Below are 16,900 nucleotides of genomic sequence, written 5' to 3'. Positions count from 1 at the left end.
CTACCACCTAGTATACTTTGTTTTGTGAGGTTTTTATGGAGTCCTCCACCACTTTTTAGCCCTTCCCCCACCCAATTCCCACAAAAACACACATATTCAGTCAGTATTCCAATATTTTAGGGCTAAGGGTTACATTGCCCTTGTGCGGGCTAAAATGAGGGCGTACCCTGAACACTGTTTCATACTCGCGATACGGCACCCATAAGTGAGAGGTCCCTATGCCCAGCCCTACTGTTCTTATCCTTTTCGGTTCAACCTACGGCCATACCCAACGGTACTGCCGCTGGATTGCTGAAGATTTGGAAGCCCTAGAATCTGCACCAACCGTGCTACTCTCCCCCATTGCCGAAGCAACCGATGAACTCATTGAACAGGCAGATATCCTGATTGTTGGCGCTAGCTACCTGGGAGGCTTTCTCACCGGCGCCCCCACACTCCGCAAACGCCGTGAAGCAATGCTCAAGGTACCCCGCCGTCTCTTCTTCACCGTCTCTTTCAACGGCACCGAGGTCTACCCCCGCTCCTACCTTGATGACAAAATCATGAAGAGTTACAAGGCCGACGTAGCTGAAGGCCACCCCGCCTACCATTTCCGCGGCGGTCTAGACCTTAAGAACATGTCTACGACCCACAAGACTGTCCTAGCCGGTGTACGTACCGCCCTAAGACTCAAGCCTCACCAAAACGAATTTAACCGCCAGATGATTGAATCCTTTGATAACGGCGGTGGAGACTACACCAACCGTGAGTGGATCGATCCCCTGGTAGAGCAGGTCAAGACCTACCTGAACGATAGCAAGGGCTAAAACCAAGCACCACAGGAACTGAAGGGGAAACCCGCACCATGACAACTGTCCTTATTACCTACGCCAGTCAGTACGGGCACACCGAACGATACGCTCACTGGATTAGCGAACAGCTCGGAGGCGGCTACCGCTGTGAGCTCCTGCCCGTCGAAGACCTCACTGAAGCTGCCATTGAAAAGTCTAATGCAGTTGTTGCGGGTCTGAGTGACTACGGCGGATTTCTCACCGGTGCAAGTGCTCTCAAGAAGCACGCTGGCTTACTCGCTCAGCGGCCCCTAGCCCTCTTTACCGTTTCCTTTAGCGGATTAGAGGGCGGGAGCCAAGAAAAGCTCGATGCCATGCTGTCCAAGAATATTAAAGAAACCCTGGTCAGCCACGCTATCAGCACCTGCCACGTTCGCGGGGGCTTGGACCACACCAGGTTATCGCTCAAACACAAAGCCGCACTTGCTGGGATCCGCTCTGCCATTGCCGCTATCCCCCGCAAATCGCTGGCTAACCAGCAAATGCTCGATAGCTTCACCGCTAAAACGGTAGACTACTCCAGCCCAGAGCAAATAGAACCGCTTGTAACAGCACTCAAAACCGCGCTGTCCTAGTTCTTTTATAAAGATGAAAGGCCCGGCCCCTACTTTCTAGGGGCCAGGGCCTTTTTACGTGAAAACTCTGTGCCTGTTAGACCGAAAGGTTAATTGCGCGATCGCTGGGTGCAACCGGAGCCGGGAGCTGGGTAGATCCGGTCAGGAACTTCTCCACTGCCGCAGCGCAGGCACGCCCCTCCGCGATAGCCCAGACCACCAGTGACTGGCCTCGGCCGGCATCACCGCAGGAGAATACACCGGGAACATCGGTCATGTAATTCTCGTCGCGGGCAACGTTGGTACGCGAATCAAGTTCAGCACCCACCTGGGCAGTAATGGTGTCGCTCTCCTGGCCTGTGAAGCCCAGAGCCAAGAAGACCAGGTCGGCTGGAATGATACGCTCGGTCCCGGCCTTGGGCAGGCGACGGCCGTCGGGCGGGTATTGGGTATCGGCAACCTTCAAGCCTGTGAGCTTACCGTTCTCCCCCACAAATTCAAGGGTCGAGACAAGGTAGTTGCGTTCACCACCTTCTTCGTGTGACGAGGAGACTTCAAAGACCTTGGGGAACATGGGCCAGGGTTCATCTTCGGGGCGGTCTGTAGGTGGCTGGAGGCCAATCGCCAGGTTAGTGATAGAGGCAGCGCCTTGGCGTACAGCGGTACCGATACAGTCGCTACCGGTGTCGCCACCGCCCAGAACAATAACATTCTTACCAGCGGCGTCGATACTGGGCGCTTCTAGGTCACCAGCTACCACCCGGTTTGCCTGGGTCAGGTAGGGCATGGCAAAATGAACGCCCTCAAGATCCGCACCGGGAATAGGCAGAGCACGGGGGGCTGTTGCTCCGGTTGCCACGATAACAGCATCGTAGCGGCGTTTGAGGTCGTCCCAGGAGATGTCCTGACCAATTTCAACGCCGGTGCGGAACCGGGTGCCCTCGGCCTCCATAACCGCGATACGGCGGTCAAGAATCTGCTTTTCCAGCTTAAAGTCCGGGATGCCGTAGCGCAAGAGGCCACCAATTTTGTCGTCACGCTCAAAGACAGCAACCGTAAAACCAGCCTGGGTAAGCTGCTGGGCAGCGGCAAGACCGGCAGGGCCAGAACCCACCACAGCAACAGTCTTATCAATCATGCGGTCGGGCATAATCGGCTCAATGTAGCCGCCCTCAAATGCCTGCTCTGCGATAGAGTATTCAATCTGCTTGATAGTCACGGCGGGCTGGTTGATACCCAGCACGCACGAGGTCTCACAGGGAGCTGGGCAAACACGGCCGGTAAACTCCGGGAAGTTATTGGTCGCGTGAAGGCGTTCAACAGCCTTCTCGGTCTGCTCGCGCCAGGTCAGGTCATTCCACTCAGGAATCAGGTTGCCTAGGGGGCACCCAAGGTGGCAGAAAGGAACACCACAATCCATGCATCGGGAGGCCTGGGTTTTGAGCACAGCCGAGTTCTGCTGAACCTGGACTTCATTCCAGTCCAAAATACGCACTGGCACCGGGCGCTTAGGGCGGTCCTGACGACTGGTTACCTTTAGAAAACCGCGGGGATCAGCCACAAGCGGTCACCTCCAAAATCTTGTTCCAAACCTTCATGGATTCGGCGTCTTGGCCGCGAGCGCTAGCCTCGGCACGGATGTCCTGTACTGCGGCGAAGTCGCGGGGCAATACCTTGGTAATGCGGGCGCAGGTGCCCTCAATATCGGCCAGCAGGGTGGCCGCCAACCTTGAATTTGTTTCTTGGCGGTGGCGGGTCAGCAAGTCGGTAATGAGGTCGCGGTCCTGGGCTGAGGGCTCAAGGAAGGTGAGTTCACCTGATTCGCGTGCCTGCTTATTGACCCGGGTCATATCCAGGTCTAGGACGTAGGCAACGCCACCGCTCATACCCGCACCGAAGTTACGGCCGGTTGAGCCCAGTATCAGGGTGGTTCCACCGGTCATGTATTCACATCCGTGGTCACCGATACCTTCAACCACCGCTGTTGCACCGGAGTTACGAACCAGAAAGCGTTCGCCCACGATACCGCGGATAAACATTTGGCCGCTGGTAGCGCCATAGCCAATGACGTTACCGGCTAGGACATTTTCTTCGGCAACAAGGGGTGCGGCGGGGTCCGGGCTGAGCACGATACGGCCCCCGGAGAGGCCCTTACCGACGTAGTCGTTAGAGTCACCGGTCAGTCGGATGGTCACGCCTTGGGGAAGGAATGCGCCCAGAGACTGTCCGGCCTGGCCCTTGAGATTGAGGGTGATGGAGTCGGGTTCGAGCAGGTCGATACCGAAAGTCTTGGTGACCTTGTGCCCTAGCATGGTTCCTACGGATCGGTCCGTGTTGACCACGGCTGAGTCAATGGTGACCTTCTGACGGCTCTCGAACGTTGCGGCAGAGGCTTCGATAAAGCGGTTATCGATATGGGCATCGAGTTCGTGGTCCTGGTCGCGCAGGTGGCGGATTCCCTGCCCCTGGTATTCGACGGCTGTTGAGGCCAGTAGCTTGCTCAGGTCAAGACCTTCGGCCTTCCAATGGGCGATGGCACCTGAAGTGTCAAGGACCTCGGCGTGGCCAATAGCTTCGTCCAGTGAACGGAAGCCCAGGGCTGCCAGGTACTCACGAACCTCCTGGGCAATGAACTCGAAGAAGTTGATAAGGTGCTCGGCCTTGCCAGTAAAGCGGGCGCGCAGGTCGGGGTTCTGGGTTGCGATACCCACCGGGCAGGTGTCCAGGTGGCACTTGCGCATCATGATGCAGCCCTCAACGACCAGGGGCGCGGTAGCAAAACCGTATTCCTCTGCGCCCAGCAAGGCGGCAATGATGACATCGCGGCCGGTCTTGAGCTGGCCGTCTGCCTGAACGACCACGCGGTCACGTAGGCCGTTGATCATGAGGGTTTGCTGCGTTTCGGCCAGACCCAGTTCCCAGGGGGCACCTGCGTGTTTGAGAGAGTTGAGCGGAGCCGCACCGGTCCCGCCGTCATGGCCTGAAATCAGCACAACGTCGGCCTTAGCCTTAGTCACGCCTGCGGCCACGGTACCGATACCGATCTCTGATACCAGCTTGACGTGGACGCGAGCGCTCGGATTGGCGCGCTTGCAGTCGTAGATGAGCTGGGCTAGATCCTCAATGGAGTAGATATCGTGGTGCGGCGGGGGTGAAATCAGGGTGACACCCGGGGTGGAGTGGCGGGTCGCGGCCACCCAGGGGTAGACCTTAGCGGCCATAAGCTGGCCTCCTTCGCCGGGCTTAGCGCCCTGAGCCATCTTGATCTGGATGTCATCAGCCTTGGTCAGGTAGAGAGAGGTCACGCCGAACCGGCCCGATGCGACCTGCTTGATAGCTGAGCGACGCTCGGGGTCAAGCAGACGCTCAACGTCCTCGCCGCCTTCACCGGTGTTGGACTTAGCGCCCAGCTTATTCATGGCAATAGCCAGCGTCTCGTGGGCTTCACGGGAGATTGATCCGTAGGACATTGCACCGGTGGAGAAGCGCTTGACGATCTCTGAGACAGGCTCAACTTCTTCAATCGGTACCGGTTGACGGTCTTGGGTGAAGCTCAAGAGGCCGCGAAGAGTCATCAGGTCTTTAGCCTGGTCATCCACCCGCTGGGTATAGGACTTGAAGATATCGTAGCGGCGGGTCTTGGTGGAGTGCTGTAGACGGAAAATGGTTTCCGGGTTGAAGAGGTGGGGCGGGCCGTCACGGCGCCAGTCGTATTCGCCGCCGGTTTCGAGTGCACGGTGGGGCACCGATACGCCGTCATCAGGGTAGGCATCGCTGTGGCGCTTACGGGTTTCGGCTTCAATCACATCCAGGCCTACACCGTCCATCTGTGAATGGGTACCGGTAAAGAACTGGTCAACCAGGGTCTGGGATAGGCCCAGAGCTTCAAAGGTCTGCGCGCCACAGTAGGAGGCAACCGTTGAGATGCCCATCTTGGACATAATCTTCTGCAGCCCCTTACCCAGTGCCTTAATCAGGTTGTAGACAGCTTCAGATTCGGTAACCCCGGTAATCTCTCCCTGAGCTACTAGCTCTTCAACCGATTCCATGGCCAGGTAGGGGTTGACAGCCGATGCGCCGTAGCCGATCAGGGTGGCTACGTGGTGGACTTCGCGCACATCACCGGCTTCTACGATCAGGGCGACCTTGGTACGGGTAGCGCTACGGAGCAGGTGGTGGTGAACCGCACTGGTGAGCAGCAGGGAAGGAATGGGTGCCCAAGCCCCGTTGGAGTTACGGTCCGAAAGAATCAGGAACTGAACGCCACGCTCAACAGCCGCTGAAACCTTCTCACAGATCTCAGCCAGGCGGGCTCGCAGGGCCTCTTCCCCACCGTGGGCAGGGTACAGGCCAGCCACTTTGAGGGCGGCGGGCATACCGTCTTCGTCCTCAATATGGGCGATTTTATCGAGCTCATCGTTGTTAATAACAGGGAAGTCCAGGCCCACATGCTGAACCTTGACCCTTCCCTTACGGAGCAGGTTACCGTCTGCACCAATTGAGGTCTTAAGACTGGTTACCAGCTCTTCGCGGATTGAGTCCAAGGGCGGGTTAGTTACCTGGGCAAAGGACTGGACGAAGTAGTCAAAGAGCAGGCGATGACGGCTAGAAAGTACCGCGATAGGGGTGTCGGTACCCATTGCGTAGATGGGTTCTGCCCCGGTCTTAGCCATGGGGGCAAGGATCTTTCGCAGTTCCTCTTCGGTATAACCAAAAGTCTGCTGACGCTTAAGAATAGATTTACGGGAGGCACGAATATGCTCACGCTCGGGCAAATCCGAGAGGTTAACGATATTCTCATCAGCCCACTGCTTCCAGGGCTGTTCCGCAGCAATAGTTGCCTTAACCTCTTCGTCGGGAACCAGTCGGCCAGCCTTGGTGTCCACGTAGAACATCTTGCCCGGCGAGACTCGCCCCTTTTCGATAATCTTCTCTTCGGGTATATCAACTACGCCGACCTCAGAAGCCAAAATAACCAGGCCCTCATCGGTCACCCAGTAGCGGCCCGGTCGCAGACCGTTGCGGTCAAGTACCGAACCCACGTTATCGCCGTCAGTGAAGGCGATAGCCGCTGGGCCGTCCCAGGGTTCCATGAGCGATGAATGGTAGCGGTAGAAAGCACGGCGGTCCTCATCCATGGTCTCGTGGTTTTCCCAGGCTTCGGGCACCATCATCATGAGTACCTGGGCGGCTGAACGGCCAGCCAGCATCAACAGCTCTGCGACCTCATCAAAGCTCTGGGAATCAGATGCGCCAGCAGAACAAATGGGGAAGAGTTCTTCGGGGTTGCGGCCCAGGACCGGGGACTTGAGCTGTGACTGGCGCGCACGCATCCAGTTGCGGTTACCCTTGACCGTGTTAATCTCACCGTTATGGGCAATAGTGCGGAAAGGCTGAGCAAGCGGCCACGAGGGGAAGGTGTTGGTCGAAAAACGCGAGTGAACAATAGCCAGCTTGGTGGCAAAACGCGGGTCAGAAAGATCCGGGTAGAAAGGCTCAAGCTGAGCAGTAGTCAGCATGCCCTTATAGACAATGGTGCGCGATGAAAATGACGGGAAGTAGACACCCAGCTTGTGCTGGGCACGCTTACGGACGCGGAAGGCTTTCTGGTCAAGCTGGCGACGTTCGGCGTCTTCATCCAGGTCGATAATGGGGATATGCCCGGTGAAAGGGGCATTGACGGCATCCAGATCTTCACCGCTAGCTTCGGCAATGAACATCTGCACAAAGTGGGGCATGACCTCACGGGCGGCCTTACCTACAATCTCTGCCCGTACTGGCACCTCGCGCCAACCCAATACACGCAAGCCCTCACGTTCTGCAATCTGGGTGAGTCCCTCCATGAGCTCGGTGGCGTTGTTACCACCGGTGGGCAGGAAAGCTGTACCTACGGCGTACTTGCCGAGTGCAGGAAGTTCAAAGTCCACTGCCTGGCGGAGGAAAGTGTCGGGGATCTGGAGCAGGATACCTGCACCGTCACCGGTACCCTCGTCAGCGCCCACAGCGCCTCGGTGTTCAAGACGGCGCAGGGCGGTCAGCGCGTAGTCGACAATGTCATGACCAGGTTCACCGCGCAGAGTTGCAATCATTGCCAGGCCGCAGGCGTCTTTTTCGTTCTCGGGGTGATAGAGCCCCCGAGCCTCTGGAATAGAGGCAAAAGTGGCAAAGGGTGAGGGCGCATGATCCAGGGTTAACTCCTGGGTAAGGTTCTCTGCAGCGTGTGCTGCACCGCCGATCGGGGTGTGACTCATGGGGGCCATTCCTACTTACGTTGTTCGGGTGCCGCCGCTGGATAGACATTCCCGCCTGAGCCTCACGAGAGTCTCTTCGGTTCTGCTAGGACAGTGGCAGCCTGACTGGTCGGTGGTCTCCTCGCTGATTCGGTGGAGCGCAGGTGGACAGTTCACCACCGGGGTGCCGGATGGGACTGTTCTCACACCCTTCCCTTCTGCCCTGGTAGGGGGTGCCGAGGGGTGCTTCACTAGTCTTCTGAGACAGAGTTACATCTGTGTAAATATATACGCTCTTGCGTGTAAAGATACAACAAGGCGCCGGCTAATGAGTCGATCGGTTTGCCCTCTATCGCCTTGGAAATTGGCTTAAAACTCCACTATAGAGGCAGGCAAACCAAGGCTTATAGCGTATTAGGAAATGAATATATTTCGTAATTATGGGTTCTCTTAGCTCCAAGAATTTGAGCGAAAAGATACATACTTGAAACCTTTTCTCTCACATTGTGAACACTCTTACGGTATGTAAAATTGAGTACACAATGCCTGATTGCGTCTGATCGACAGACTTGCTTAAGGTGCGGTCTGCTAACAGGGCCTGAACTAGCGCAGAAAAAGGAAACAAAAATGACGGCTGATACAGCTAGCACCCTATCTACTGGCAGCCAGCGGGCCAGTTGGCAGGGCCTTCCAGCGGAGCTCCGCACCTGGGTTGAACAAACGATGGGAGACACCGTCACAACAGCTATATCGCAGAGCGGAGGTTACAGCCTGGGCACCGCTGACCGACTCATCTTCTCTTCCGGCAAGCGCGCCTTTCTCAAAGCTGTTGATGAATCCACCCACCCCGATACAGCAGATCTGCACCGTCAAGAAGCGCAAGTTACTAGTAGTTTTCCTGCCTATGCACCGGTTCCACTGCTTTTAGCGCACCAAGAAATCTCCGCCACTGACGGCAGTCACTGGGTGGCTCTACTGCTTGAAGATATCGAGGGGCACCAGCCAGCCCACCCCTGGAAACTGGACGAACTGGCTAGCACCTTTCAGTCTCTGACCGATATCGGGCAGATTCCCCTTGCTAAGCACCTTGAACTGCCAAGGGCTGAAGAGGATCTAGATGAGCTTGCTCTGTGGCACAAACTAGCTGAAGGTATCAGGGTGGAGAAGCTTATCCATGCCTCCCAGACCTCTACATACCACAAGCTCGTGGGGCTTCTGACCTGGGCCAACAGCCATGCGGCGGAGTATGCGACCTTGGTTGATCAGGAATTGATGAGCAGACTAGCGGGAGATAGCTACGTCCACACGGACCTGCGCGCTGATAACATCCTCATTGGCCCCCAGGGCAGAGCAATCTTAGTGGATTGGCCGTGGGCAACAGTGGGCAACAACCAGGTAGACCTTGCACTAATTGCTGTGGATGCGCTCATCGCCGATCCAGAGCTGTCATTGTCCCAGCTCCTTGAACTCATGCCTGCTCATAATAAGCCCAGTGAAGACTTCCTCAGGGCTACCCTTATCTCTCTAGCCGGCTATTACCTCTACGCCTCGACAGCCACGCCTAGCAGGTCTACCAACTCGTCATTGGTGAGCATGCGGACCCACCGCGCATCCGCATTGCTGGGTAGATTGGCCCTGGACCATACCTAATCCGCTACCCCAACCTCAAAAGACTCATTGATTAGCCAGGGGTGCTAAAGCTAATCACAGACGATAGCGATACCCTCCTGAGACCGAATATGGACAGCTAAACCTGCTGGCTCCGTGACCTGATTTACTCCACTACTTTGGGTTCTGAGTGCCCCCGCGATAGGTGCCGGTTGAAGCCGACTCCAGCCATAGGAAGCGCTGTTACCAAACCGAGCATCACCGTAAGCCGGGTAAAGTTTCCACCGGCTATTGAGGCAAGAGCGTAATAGATACCGTTTGCAGCAAAGCCATATATGACCAGGGCTAGCACAGCTTCAAGGGGGCTGGTGGGCATCCAGGCTTGCCACATTCCAGGGCGCACAACTCCGCCTGATTGGTTCTTCGCTTCTTTAAACTTGAAGTAGGTGGGTAAGAATGCCAGCACGATAAGGCCAAAAGTGGCTAAGAAAACAGTCAGACCGGGTTCAAAAAATCGCCAAGAAAAAAATGTCCCCAGTGAGGCCAGTAACCCAAAAATTGCCAGCGCCCACAGCGCAGAAGACAGCACATAAGCGGGAAAGGTTGTGAAGTGAGGGAAGGAAAAATGCCGCATGGTAGCCTCCACATTTTAACCGTTTTTACATACACCCTAGTGCGTGATAAGTAGGCATAGCAATTTCTTCAAGGGAAGAGAAAGACCCCATCCCTTCTCTCTTCGCCCCAGGATAATCAAGAGAGGCTCAAGAGAAAGAACAGGGTCTTGCGGCAGTCATGGCAGGCTCCAAGTCTAAGACTAGCGCTAGTCGCCCAAAGGAGCGGAGGACGGGGCAGGATCCTGCGCACCGAAGCAGGAAGAACTGGGCTGATCCTTGCCACCCCTGAGGGTAGCTGACGCGACGGAGGAAACCTGCTGATAAGCACCGGCACGCTCACCGCCTCTACGGGCTCTTAGACCCATGACTGCGAACATCACAATACCCAGGAGCATAATCGCGCCGGACGTCCACACATGGATACGCATGCCCCAGAGCATCTCAGCGGTATCAATGCGCAAGAAAGCCTCAATCATCAGACGTCCGAATCCGTACCAGACGACATAAGCCCAAAAGGTCTGCCCCCGCTGGAAGAAGCCCTTCTTACCCAGGTAAAGCAAGAGCGTTGCGCCAAGAATGTTCCACAGTGACTCGTACAAGAAAGTGGGGTGAAAGAGGGTGCCCACAGGGTACTGGGACGGGAAGTTAGGTGAGCTAGCCGAAATCTCAAGGCCCCAGGGCAGGGTGGTCGGCTTACCAAAAAGTTCCTGGTTAAACCAGTTGCCCCAGCGGCCCATCGCCTGAGCCAGCATAATGCCGGGTGCGGCCGCGTCGGCAAACTTGCCCAAAGAAATACCGTAGCGGCGGCAGGCCAGCCAGGCCCCCAAGCCACCCACTGAGATGGCACCCATAATACCGATACCACCCTCCCAGATTTTAAAAACATCCAGGGGATCAGCCCCGGGACCGAAGTAGGTCCCCGGGTCAGTAATCAGAACATGGTAGGCACGGGCACCCACGATACCCAGAGGGATTGCCCACAGGGCGATATCCCAGACCCGCTCGGGGTCCTCGCCCCAGGCCTGCCACCGGCGGGAGGTCAGCCACAGGCAGAGCATAATGCCGGCCAGAATACAGAGCGCGTAATAGTGGATGGTCAGCGGGCCCAGCTCGATAGTTGAAATACTGGGTGATGGAATGGAGGCTAGCAAAGTTGAATCGTTCACGCGGCCTTCACCTCACGGCCAGCCAGTTCGCGGGTCAAAACACCCACAGCGTCAGGGCCCCCCTCGGCGAGAGCTTTGACCAGTGCGGTACCCACAATCACACCGTCGGCATAGGCACCGATTTCTTCGACGTGCTCCCGGCGAGAAACCCCCAGACCCACGCAGGCCGCAGGGGCACCAGCCTCGCGCAAGTCTGCCACCAGCTGCTCTGCCGCTGTGCTCACCGACGAACGAGCGCCAGTTACACCCATGACCGAAACAGCGTAAACAAACCCGCTGGAAGCCTGAGAAATTATTTTCAGACGTTCAGGTGAAGACGACGGCGCCGCTAAGAAAATACGGTCCAAACCGTACTTTTCTGAGGCCTCAAACCAGTCAGATGCCTCATCGGGGACCAGATCGGGGGTAATCAGGCCCGCGCCACCGGCGGCGGCCAATTCCTGAGCGAACCGGTCGATACCGCGCCGTAGCACGGGGTTCCAGTAAGTCATGACAACCACGACGGCATTGGTTGCCTGGGTAATTTCGCGAACAGCACGCATCAAATCATCGGTTCGGAAGCCCTTGGCAATAGCCTGGGCCGTTGCACGCTGGATCACTGGGCCATCCATGACGGGGTCGGAGTAGGGCAGGCCAAGCTCAATGATGTCGGCGCCGTTCAGACCCATCTCAATAGCTGCTTCAATGGACTCATCAACCGTGGGGAACCCTACCGGCAGGTAGCCAATGACTGCCGTTATGCCCTCGGCCTTGCAGGCCGCCAAGCGAGCCGCTAGCTTTGAGTCCGGGTTGGGGGCAGGGAACACTCCCTTGCGCACCGAGTAACGGGCCTGGTCAGGATGGTAGATGTAGCTCATTATGCACCTTTGCTTTCAGTCTGACTGACTTGCTTCTGCTCTGCTGCGGCTTCTTTATTACCCACACTCAGGCTGCTGGAAGGGATTGCTTTGCCCAGGCCAAACCAGGCCAGAGCGGTTTCCATGTCCTTGTCTCCTCGACCGGAGAGGCAGACCAGCATAGATTTCTCGGAAGCTGTTGCGGGGTCTTCCTCGGCCCAGGCACGGGCTAGGCGCAGGGCCCCGGCCAGGGCGTGCGCCGATTCGATAGCGGGGATAATGCCCTCGGTGCGGCAGAGCAGGCGCAGAGCGTCCATAGCCTCGCTGTCGGTCACGGCCTGGTAATCCACGCGGCCAATATCCGAAAGGTAGGCATGTTCTGGGCCTACGCCGGGATAGTCCAGACCGGCAGAAATTGAATGGGACTCGATGGTCTGCCCGTCCTCATCCTGCATCAGGTAGGTCATAGCTCCGTGGAGCATGCCGGGGCGGCCCAGGTTGATGGTCGCGGCGTGACGGTCAGTATCAAGACCATCACCGCCGGCCTCAAAACCGTAGATCTTAACCTCGGGGTCATCCAGGAAAGCGTGGAAGAGGCCGATAGCGTTTGAGCCACCGCCCACGCAGGCGGCAATACCGGTGGGCAGACCCCCGGTTGCCTCAATAAACTGTTGGCGTGCCTCAGCACCGATGGCATCGTGGAAGTAGCGAACCATAGCCGGGAAGGGGTGGGCGCCGGCGGCTGTTCCCAGCAGGTAGTGGGTGGTATCCACGTTGGAGACCCAATCGCGCAGGGCCTCATTGATAGCGTCCTTGAGGGTGCGTGAGCCGGTTTGAACAGCGATAACTGTGGCACCAAGCAACTGCATACGGGCCACGTTCAGGGCCTGGCGCTCGGTGTCTTCCTCCCCCATATAGACAACACATTCCATGCCGAAAAGGGCTGCAGCTGTTGCCGTGGCTACACCGTGTTGGCCTGCCCCTGTCTCAGCAATCAGGCGGGTCTTGCCCATACGTTTGGCCAGTAGTGCCTGACCAATCACGTTGTTGATCTTATGGCTACCGGTGTGATTGAGGTCTTCACGTTTGAGGAAGAAGCGCACACCGCCGGCCTCAGCCGAGAGGCGGGGAACCTCGGTTAGCAGGGAAGGCCGGTTGGAGTATTCGGCCGAGAGGCGGCGAAACTCAGCCAAAAATTCGGGGTCCTCTTTTGCACGGTTAAAGGTTGCTTCGAGTTCATCGATAGCGGCGATGAGGGATTCGGCCATGTAGCGGCCACCGTAGTGACCAAAGTAGGGGCCCGGAGCGTTCTTGAGGCTCTGGCCGCTGGCGAGGAACTGGTCGGCGAGGGTTTCGGTCACTGTGGTTGTCCTTAGGAAGTGGGTGGTAGATAGCAGGTGGGCGCGGGGCTGGTTACTGGTTAGTATCGAGGTAGTTACGGCGGGCGCTCTCCCCAGCGCCCCGAAAATCGCGCAAGGTCTCGGTGGCAGTGCCCGACTTGACGAGTGCTTCACCTACCAGCACAACCTGCGCGCCGTGGGAGGCGTAATCGGCAACATCGGCGGGTGAAGCAACACCTGACTCGGCAACAATAATTGCATCCTGCGGGAGCAAGGGGGCAAGCTCCCCAAATATGTCCTTATTGACCTCAAGGGTCTTGAGGTTACGCACGTTAACACCTACGATGCGGGCACCCACCGCGATAGCCCGCTGAATCTCTTCAGGGGTGTGGGTTTCCACCAGAGCGTTCATGCCCAGTTCGTGGGTCAGGTTCAAGAAGCGTCGGAGGGTTTGATCGTCGAGGGCCGCAACAATCAGCAGGATTAGGTCGGCACCGTGAGCACGCGCCTCATAAATCTGGTACTCGTCCACCGTAAAGTCTTTGCGCAGAACCGGAATAGAAACCGCCGCACGAACAGCGTCGAGATCAGCAAGGCTACCCTTGAACCTGCGTTCTTCGGTCAGCACCGAAATCGCGGCGGCTCCCCCGGCCTGATAGGCGGATGCTAACTGGGCAGGGTCTGGAATATCGGATAGCTCCCCCTTGGAGGGGGAAGACCGCTTAACTTCAGCAATTACCTCTACGGTCTGTTGGCTCGCGCCTCGCAAAGCGCTGTAAGCATCCAGGGCAGGAGGCTGTGCGGAGGCTCGTTCTTTGACAGATTCAAGCGGTAGAAGGGCCTGACGTGCCGCCGTATCTTGGCGGACACCGGCAATGATGTCATCGAGTACGGTCATAGGTGCCCCCTGGGGTTGTGTGCGCGGTGCGCTTTGTGGCATGCCCTTCTAGTATCACCCAGATGGACCGCAACATGCCAGGTGGGTTCACCGGGTGAGAAAGGCAAAGGACGCCGCGCAGGTGCGTGACGTCCTTAAAAGAAGTTACTGGTTTGCAGTAGCCATTTAGTGGTTGTACTTGGTGTGCTTACCGCCCTGGCCGTAGCCAGCAGAACGCAAGACAATACCCGCAACAACACCAAGGGCAATCACGGCGACACCCACTGTAAAGATGGGGGTATTAGCCAGGCAGAAGCCCACAGCCCCAATAATAGAACCGAGCATCATAATAATCATCATCGCCCAGGACGCGATGGTGCTGCCGTGGTTGTTATAGGGAAGGTCGGGGACCATCTCGACGGTATGCTGTGCCATGTAAGACTCCTTGATGTGTGTGGGGTGTCCACCGGGTATGGGCGGGGCGCACCTATGTTTGGTATCTATCTTAGGAGATAAGGCGGTACTTTTCCGAAATCTTCAGGACTTAGTGTGTCCGGTGTTCCTCTTATGACGGCCAGAGCAGCTGCAGCGCTAGCGATTTGTGGGGTCATCCCCCGCCGTCAGGGAGTCCCAGGTATCAATTTCATCGGGGTTCTCGTCAGAGTGCGTGCTCCCCTGGCCCCTGGTAGAACGATCGTACTTGCGGCCACTCCTCCACTGAGAGCTAGCAGCAAAGGCCCAGATACCGCTCAGGGTGATCAGTAAGCCAGCCGCAAGACCCAGCCAGGGCATAGCAGTGAGCTCATAGCCATTAGCCGCCGCAGTTGTTCCCGTTGCGGCGCTCACCTGAGCCGCCGCCGCTGCCTGCGGGTCTGCCTGGACGCTATAGGCCGCTACCGCAAGACCAAGGCCCGCCCCGGCGATAAGGACCGAAAGTATCTTGCGCAAGCGTCGGCCAGCGATACGGAGCGCCACCGATGCCAGGAGCGCGACCAAGGCTAGGGCACTCACGGTTGAAGCGGCCTCAGCCCCGGAAACATCAATCACGCTCGTATCAATGACCGTGGTAACTTCTGCCCGAATCCAGGTGGACAGTGTGCAAGCAAAGCCTAACCCAGCGGCCAGCATAGATCCGGCCATCACCCGGGACGGCTTAGCCCAAGCGGGCACGGTCTTTGCCCCGCTCTGTATTTGCTCAGACATCTAAGAAATCACCTCGGTGGATAGCGGAGCCAGTCCCGATGCTGTTAGCACAGCGCGCAACGGAGCTGCAGCCTTGTTGACCGTTTCCTGGGCTTCGGAGGCGGGCTCAGAATCCATCACGATCCCGGCCCCGGCCTGGACATAGGCCCGCCCGCTCTTGAGCACGGCGGTGCGAATGGCAATAGCCATATCCATGTTACCTGCAAAATCAAAGTAGCCACAGACGCCCCCGTACACGCCTCGGGCGCTGATTTCATACTCGTCAAGGAGCTGCATGGCCCGGGGCTTAGGGGCACCGGAGAGGGTACCGGCAGGGAAGGCTACCCGCAGAACATCGTAGGCGTTCATGCCAGGAGCCAGCTGAGCCTGCACTTCTGATGAGATGTGCATGATGTGGCTAAAACGTTCAATTTCCATGAACTGGGTGACCGAAACGCTCCCGGGAACAGCGATGCGTGAGAGGTCATTGCGTGCCAGGTCAATGAGCATGAGGTGCTCGGAGCGTTCTTTCTCGTCGGCCAGGAGTTCTTCTGCCAGAGCCAGGTCTTCTTCACGGCTGGCACCGCGGGGGCGGGAACCGGCAATCGGGTGGGTAGTCGCTAGGCCGTCTTTGAGGGTCACCAACGCCTCAGGCGATGAGCCGACAATCTGGAAGGGTTCCCGATCTGCGGTGGACTCAAAGTTAAAGAGGTACATATAGGGCGAGGGATTGGACTGGCGCAGTACCCGGTAAACATCGAGCGCATTTGCCTGATTCTCCACTTCAAAGCGCCGTGAAATCACGATCTGGAAGACGTCTCCATCGATGATGTTCTTCTTGGCTTTTTCGATTGTCTCAAGGAAACCCTGCTCCAGCCAGGTGTGCTTGACGGTGGCAAGGCGGTCTTCAAGCTGGCCGATATCTGACAGGGTTGATACGCTCTCGGAGGCAGGCTGGGCCAGCTTGTCCATCATGGCGTACACCCGGGAGAGGGCATCGGCATAGGCGGCATCAACGTTTTCGTCGGTGCCATTGAAGTTAATAGCGTTGGCAATCAGGGTAACAGTGCCATCGGCGTTATCGTGAACCGCCATGTCTGAAACGATATTGAGGGCAAACTCGGGCAGTTTAAGGTCATCTGCGGGGCCGCCTCTGAGTTTCTCCCAGTGACGAACAACATCCCAGCCCATGTAGCCCACCAGGCCACTGGTGAGCGGGGGCAGATTCTCAAAAGGTTCGGTATGGAGCATCTCAAGGGTCTCACGGATAGCTTGGACGGGGTCGCCCTCGGTGGGCGCACCGCTGGGGGTGAGACCCTGCCAGACAATTTTCCCGTCGTGTGTGGTCAAGGTAGAGCGGCTAGAGGCGCCGATGAAAGAGTAGCGTGACCACTGCTTCTGCTCATTGGCAGATTCCAGCAGGAAAGTACCAGGAGCCGGGGCACCGTCGGCAAGGACCAGCGACCGGTAAATACCGATGGGAGTCATGGCATCAGCTAAAACCTTGACCCGAACCGGAATAACCCGGCGGGTAGTAGCGAGTTGCCTAAACTTTTCAAGGGTGGGTTCAATGATTCCAAGATCCTGCATCTTTACCTCTGACAATACGTGGCGAATGGTAGGGGGCGTTCCCTCAAGGGTCAGGGGAACCGCACAAGGTGCC

General features: G+C 57.3%; 13 protein-coding genes. 3 read left to right on the top strand and 10 right to left on the bottom strand.

All coding sequences use genetic code 11. From position 1 onward, the window contains the following. Positions 1-218 precede the first annotated feature (218 nt). On the top strand, positions 219-806 hold the full coding sequence (locus ACN080_RS07045; RefSeq protein ID WP_419100447.1) for a flavodoxin domain-containing protein: 588 nt from the start codon (positions 219-221) through the stop codon (positions 804-806). A gap of 38 nt (positions 807-844) precedes the next feature. Beyond that, complete coding sequence (locus tag ACN080_RS07040) at positions 845-1,405, top strand: flavodoxin domain-containing protein (RefSeq protein WP_419113395.1); 561 nt, start codon at positions 845-847, stop codon at positions 1,403-1,405. 76 nt (positions 1,406-1,481) lie between these two features. Here the strand turns inward: ACN080_RS07040 and ACN080_RS07035 are convergent, their stop codons facing one another. Next, a complete protein-coding gene (locus ACN080_RS07035) occupies positions 1,482-2,945 on the bottom strand; it encodes a glutamate synthase subunit beta (protein ID WP_419113394.1) in 1,464 nt (487 codons plus the stop codon). Then, complete coding sequence (gene gltB, locus ACN080_RS07030) at positions 2,938-7,635, bottom strand: glutamate synthase large subunit (RefSeq protein WP_419113393.1); 4,698 nt, start codon at positions 7,633-7,635, stop codon at positions 2,938-2,940. Before gltB ends, ACN080_RS07035 begins: the two co-directional genes overlap by 8 nt. Positions 7,636-8,241: 606 nt before the next feature. Here gltB and ACN080_RS07025 point away from each other — a divergent pair. Further along, positions 8,242-9,264 (top strand): phosphotransferase, encoded by a 1,023-nt coding sequence (locus ACN080_RS07025; RefSeq protein WP_419113392.1) that lies wholly within the window; start codon positions 8,242-8,244, stop codon positions 9,262-9,264. 124 nt (positions 9,265-9,388) lie between these two features. On the opposite strand, the gene ACN080_RS07020 is transcribed toward ACN080_RS07025, so the two are convergent. The 8 genes from ACN080_RS07020 to ACN080_RS06985 all read right to left on the bottom strand — a co-directional run bounded on the left by ACN080_RS07020 (position 9,389) and on the right by ACN080_RS06985 (position 16,827). Continuing rightward, positions 9,389-9,856, bottom strand: coding sequence for a hypothetical protein (locus tag ACN080_RS07020; protein ID WP_419113391.1), 468 nt, complete (start codon positions 9,854-9,856; stop codon positions 9,389-9,391). Between the two features lie 186 nt (positions 9,857-10,042). Continuing rightward, the gene (gene lgt / locus ACN080_RS07015) at positions 10,043-11,002 is read right to left on the bottom strand and encodes a prolipoprotein diacylglyceryl transferase (protein ID WP_419113390.1); all 960 of its coding nucleotides are present in this window, start codon (positions 11,000-11,002) and stop codon (positions 10,043-10,045) included. Continuing rightward, entirely contained in the window at positions 10,999-11,859 is an 861-nt protein-coding gene (gene trpA, locus ACN080_RS07010; RefSeq protein WP_419113389.1) for a tryptophan synthase subunit alpha, read from the bottom strand. The genes lgt and trpA overlap by 4 nt, the downstream gene beginning before the upstream one ends. Continuing rightward, positions 11,859-13,199 (bottom strand): tryptophan synthase subunit beta, encoded by a 1,341-nt coding sequence (gene trpB, locus ACN080_RS07005; protein ID WP_419100455.1) that lies wholly within the window; start codon positions 13,197-13,199, stop codon positions 11,859-11,861. Before trpB ends, trpA begins: the two co-directional genes overlap by 1 nt. 52 nt (positions 13,200-13,251) lie before the next feature. Continuing rightward, a complete protein-coding gene (gene trpC, locus ACN080_RS07000) occupies positions 13,252-14,076 on the bottom strand; it encodes an indole-3-glycerol phosphate synthase TrpC (protein WP_419113388.1) in 825 nt (274 codons plus the stop codon). Positions 14,077-14,241: 165 nt separating this feature from the next. Then, on the bottom strand, positions 14,242-14,490 hold the full coding sequence (locus tag ACN080_RS06995; protein WP_419104337.1) for an HGxxPAAW family protein: 249 nt from the start codon (positions 14,488-14,490) through the stop codon (positions 14,242-14,244). Between the two features lie 156 nt (positions 14,491-14,646). Further along, on the bottom strand, positions 14,647-15,258 hold the full coding sequence (locus ACN080_RS06990) for a Trp biosynthesis-associated membrane protein (RefSeq protein WP_419104336.1): 612 nt from the start codon (positions 15,256-15,258) through the stop codon (positions 14,647-14,649). Further along, a complete protein-coding gene (locus ACN080_RS06985) occupies positions 15,259-16,827 on the bottom strand; it encodes an anthranilate synthase component I (protein WP_419113387.1) in 1,569 nt (522 codons plus the stop codon). It abuts the gene before it with no gap. Positions 16,828-16,900 lie beyond the last annotated feature (73 nt).

The organism is Rothia sp. CCM 9416, from assembly GCF_048513535.1.
Lineage (GTDB): Bacteria > Actinomycetota > Actinomycetes > Actinomycetales > Micrococcaceae > Rothia.
The sequence above is the reverse complement of the archived record's forward strand: the minus strand, read 5'-3'. Positions and strand labels throughout refer to the sequence as shown.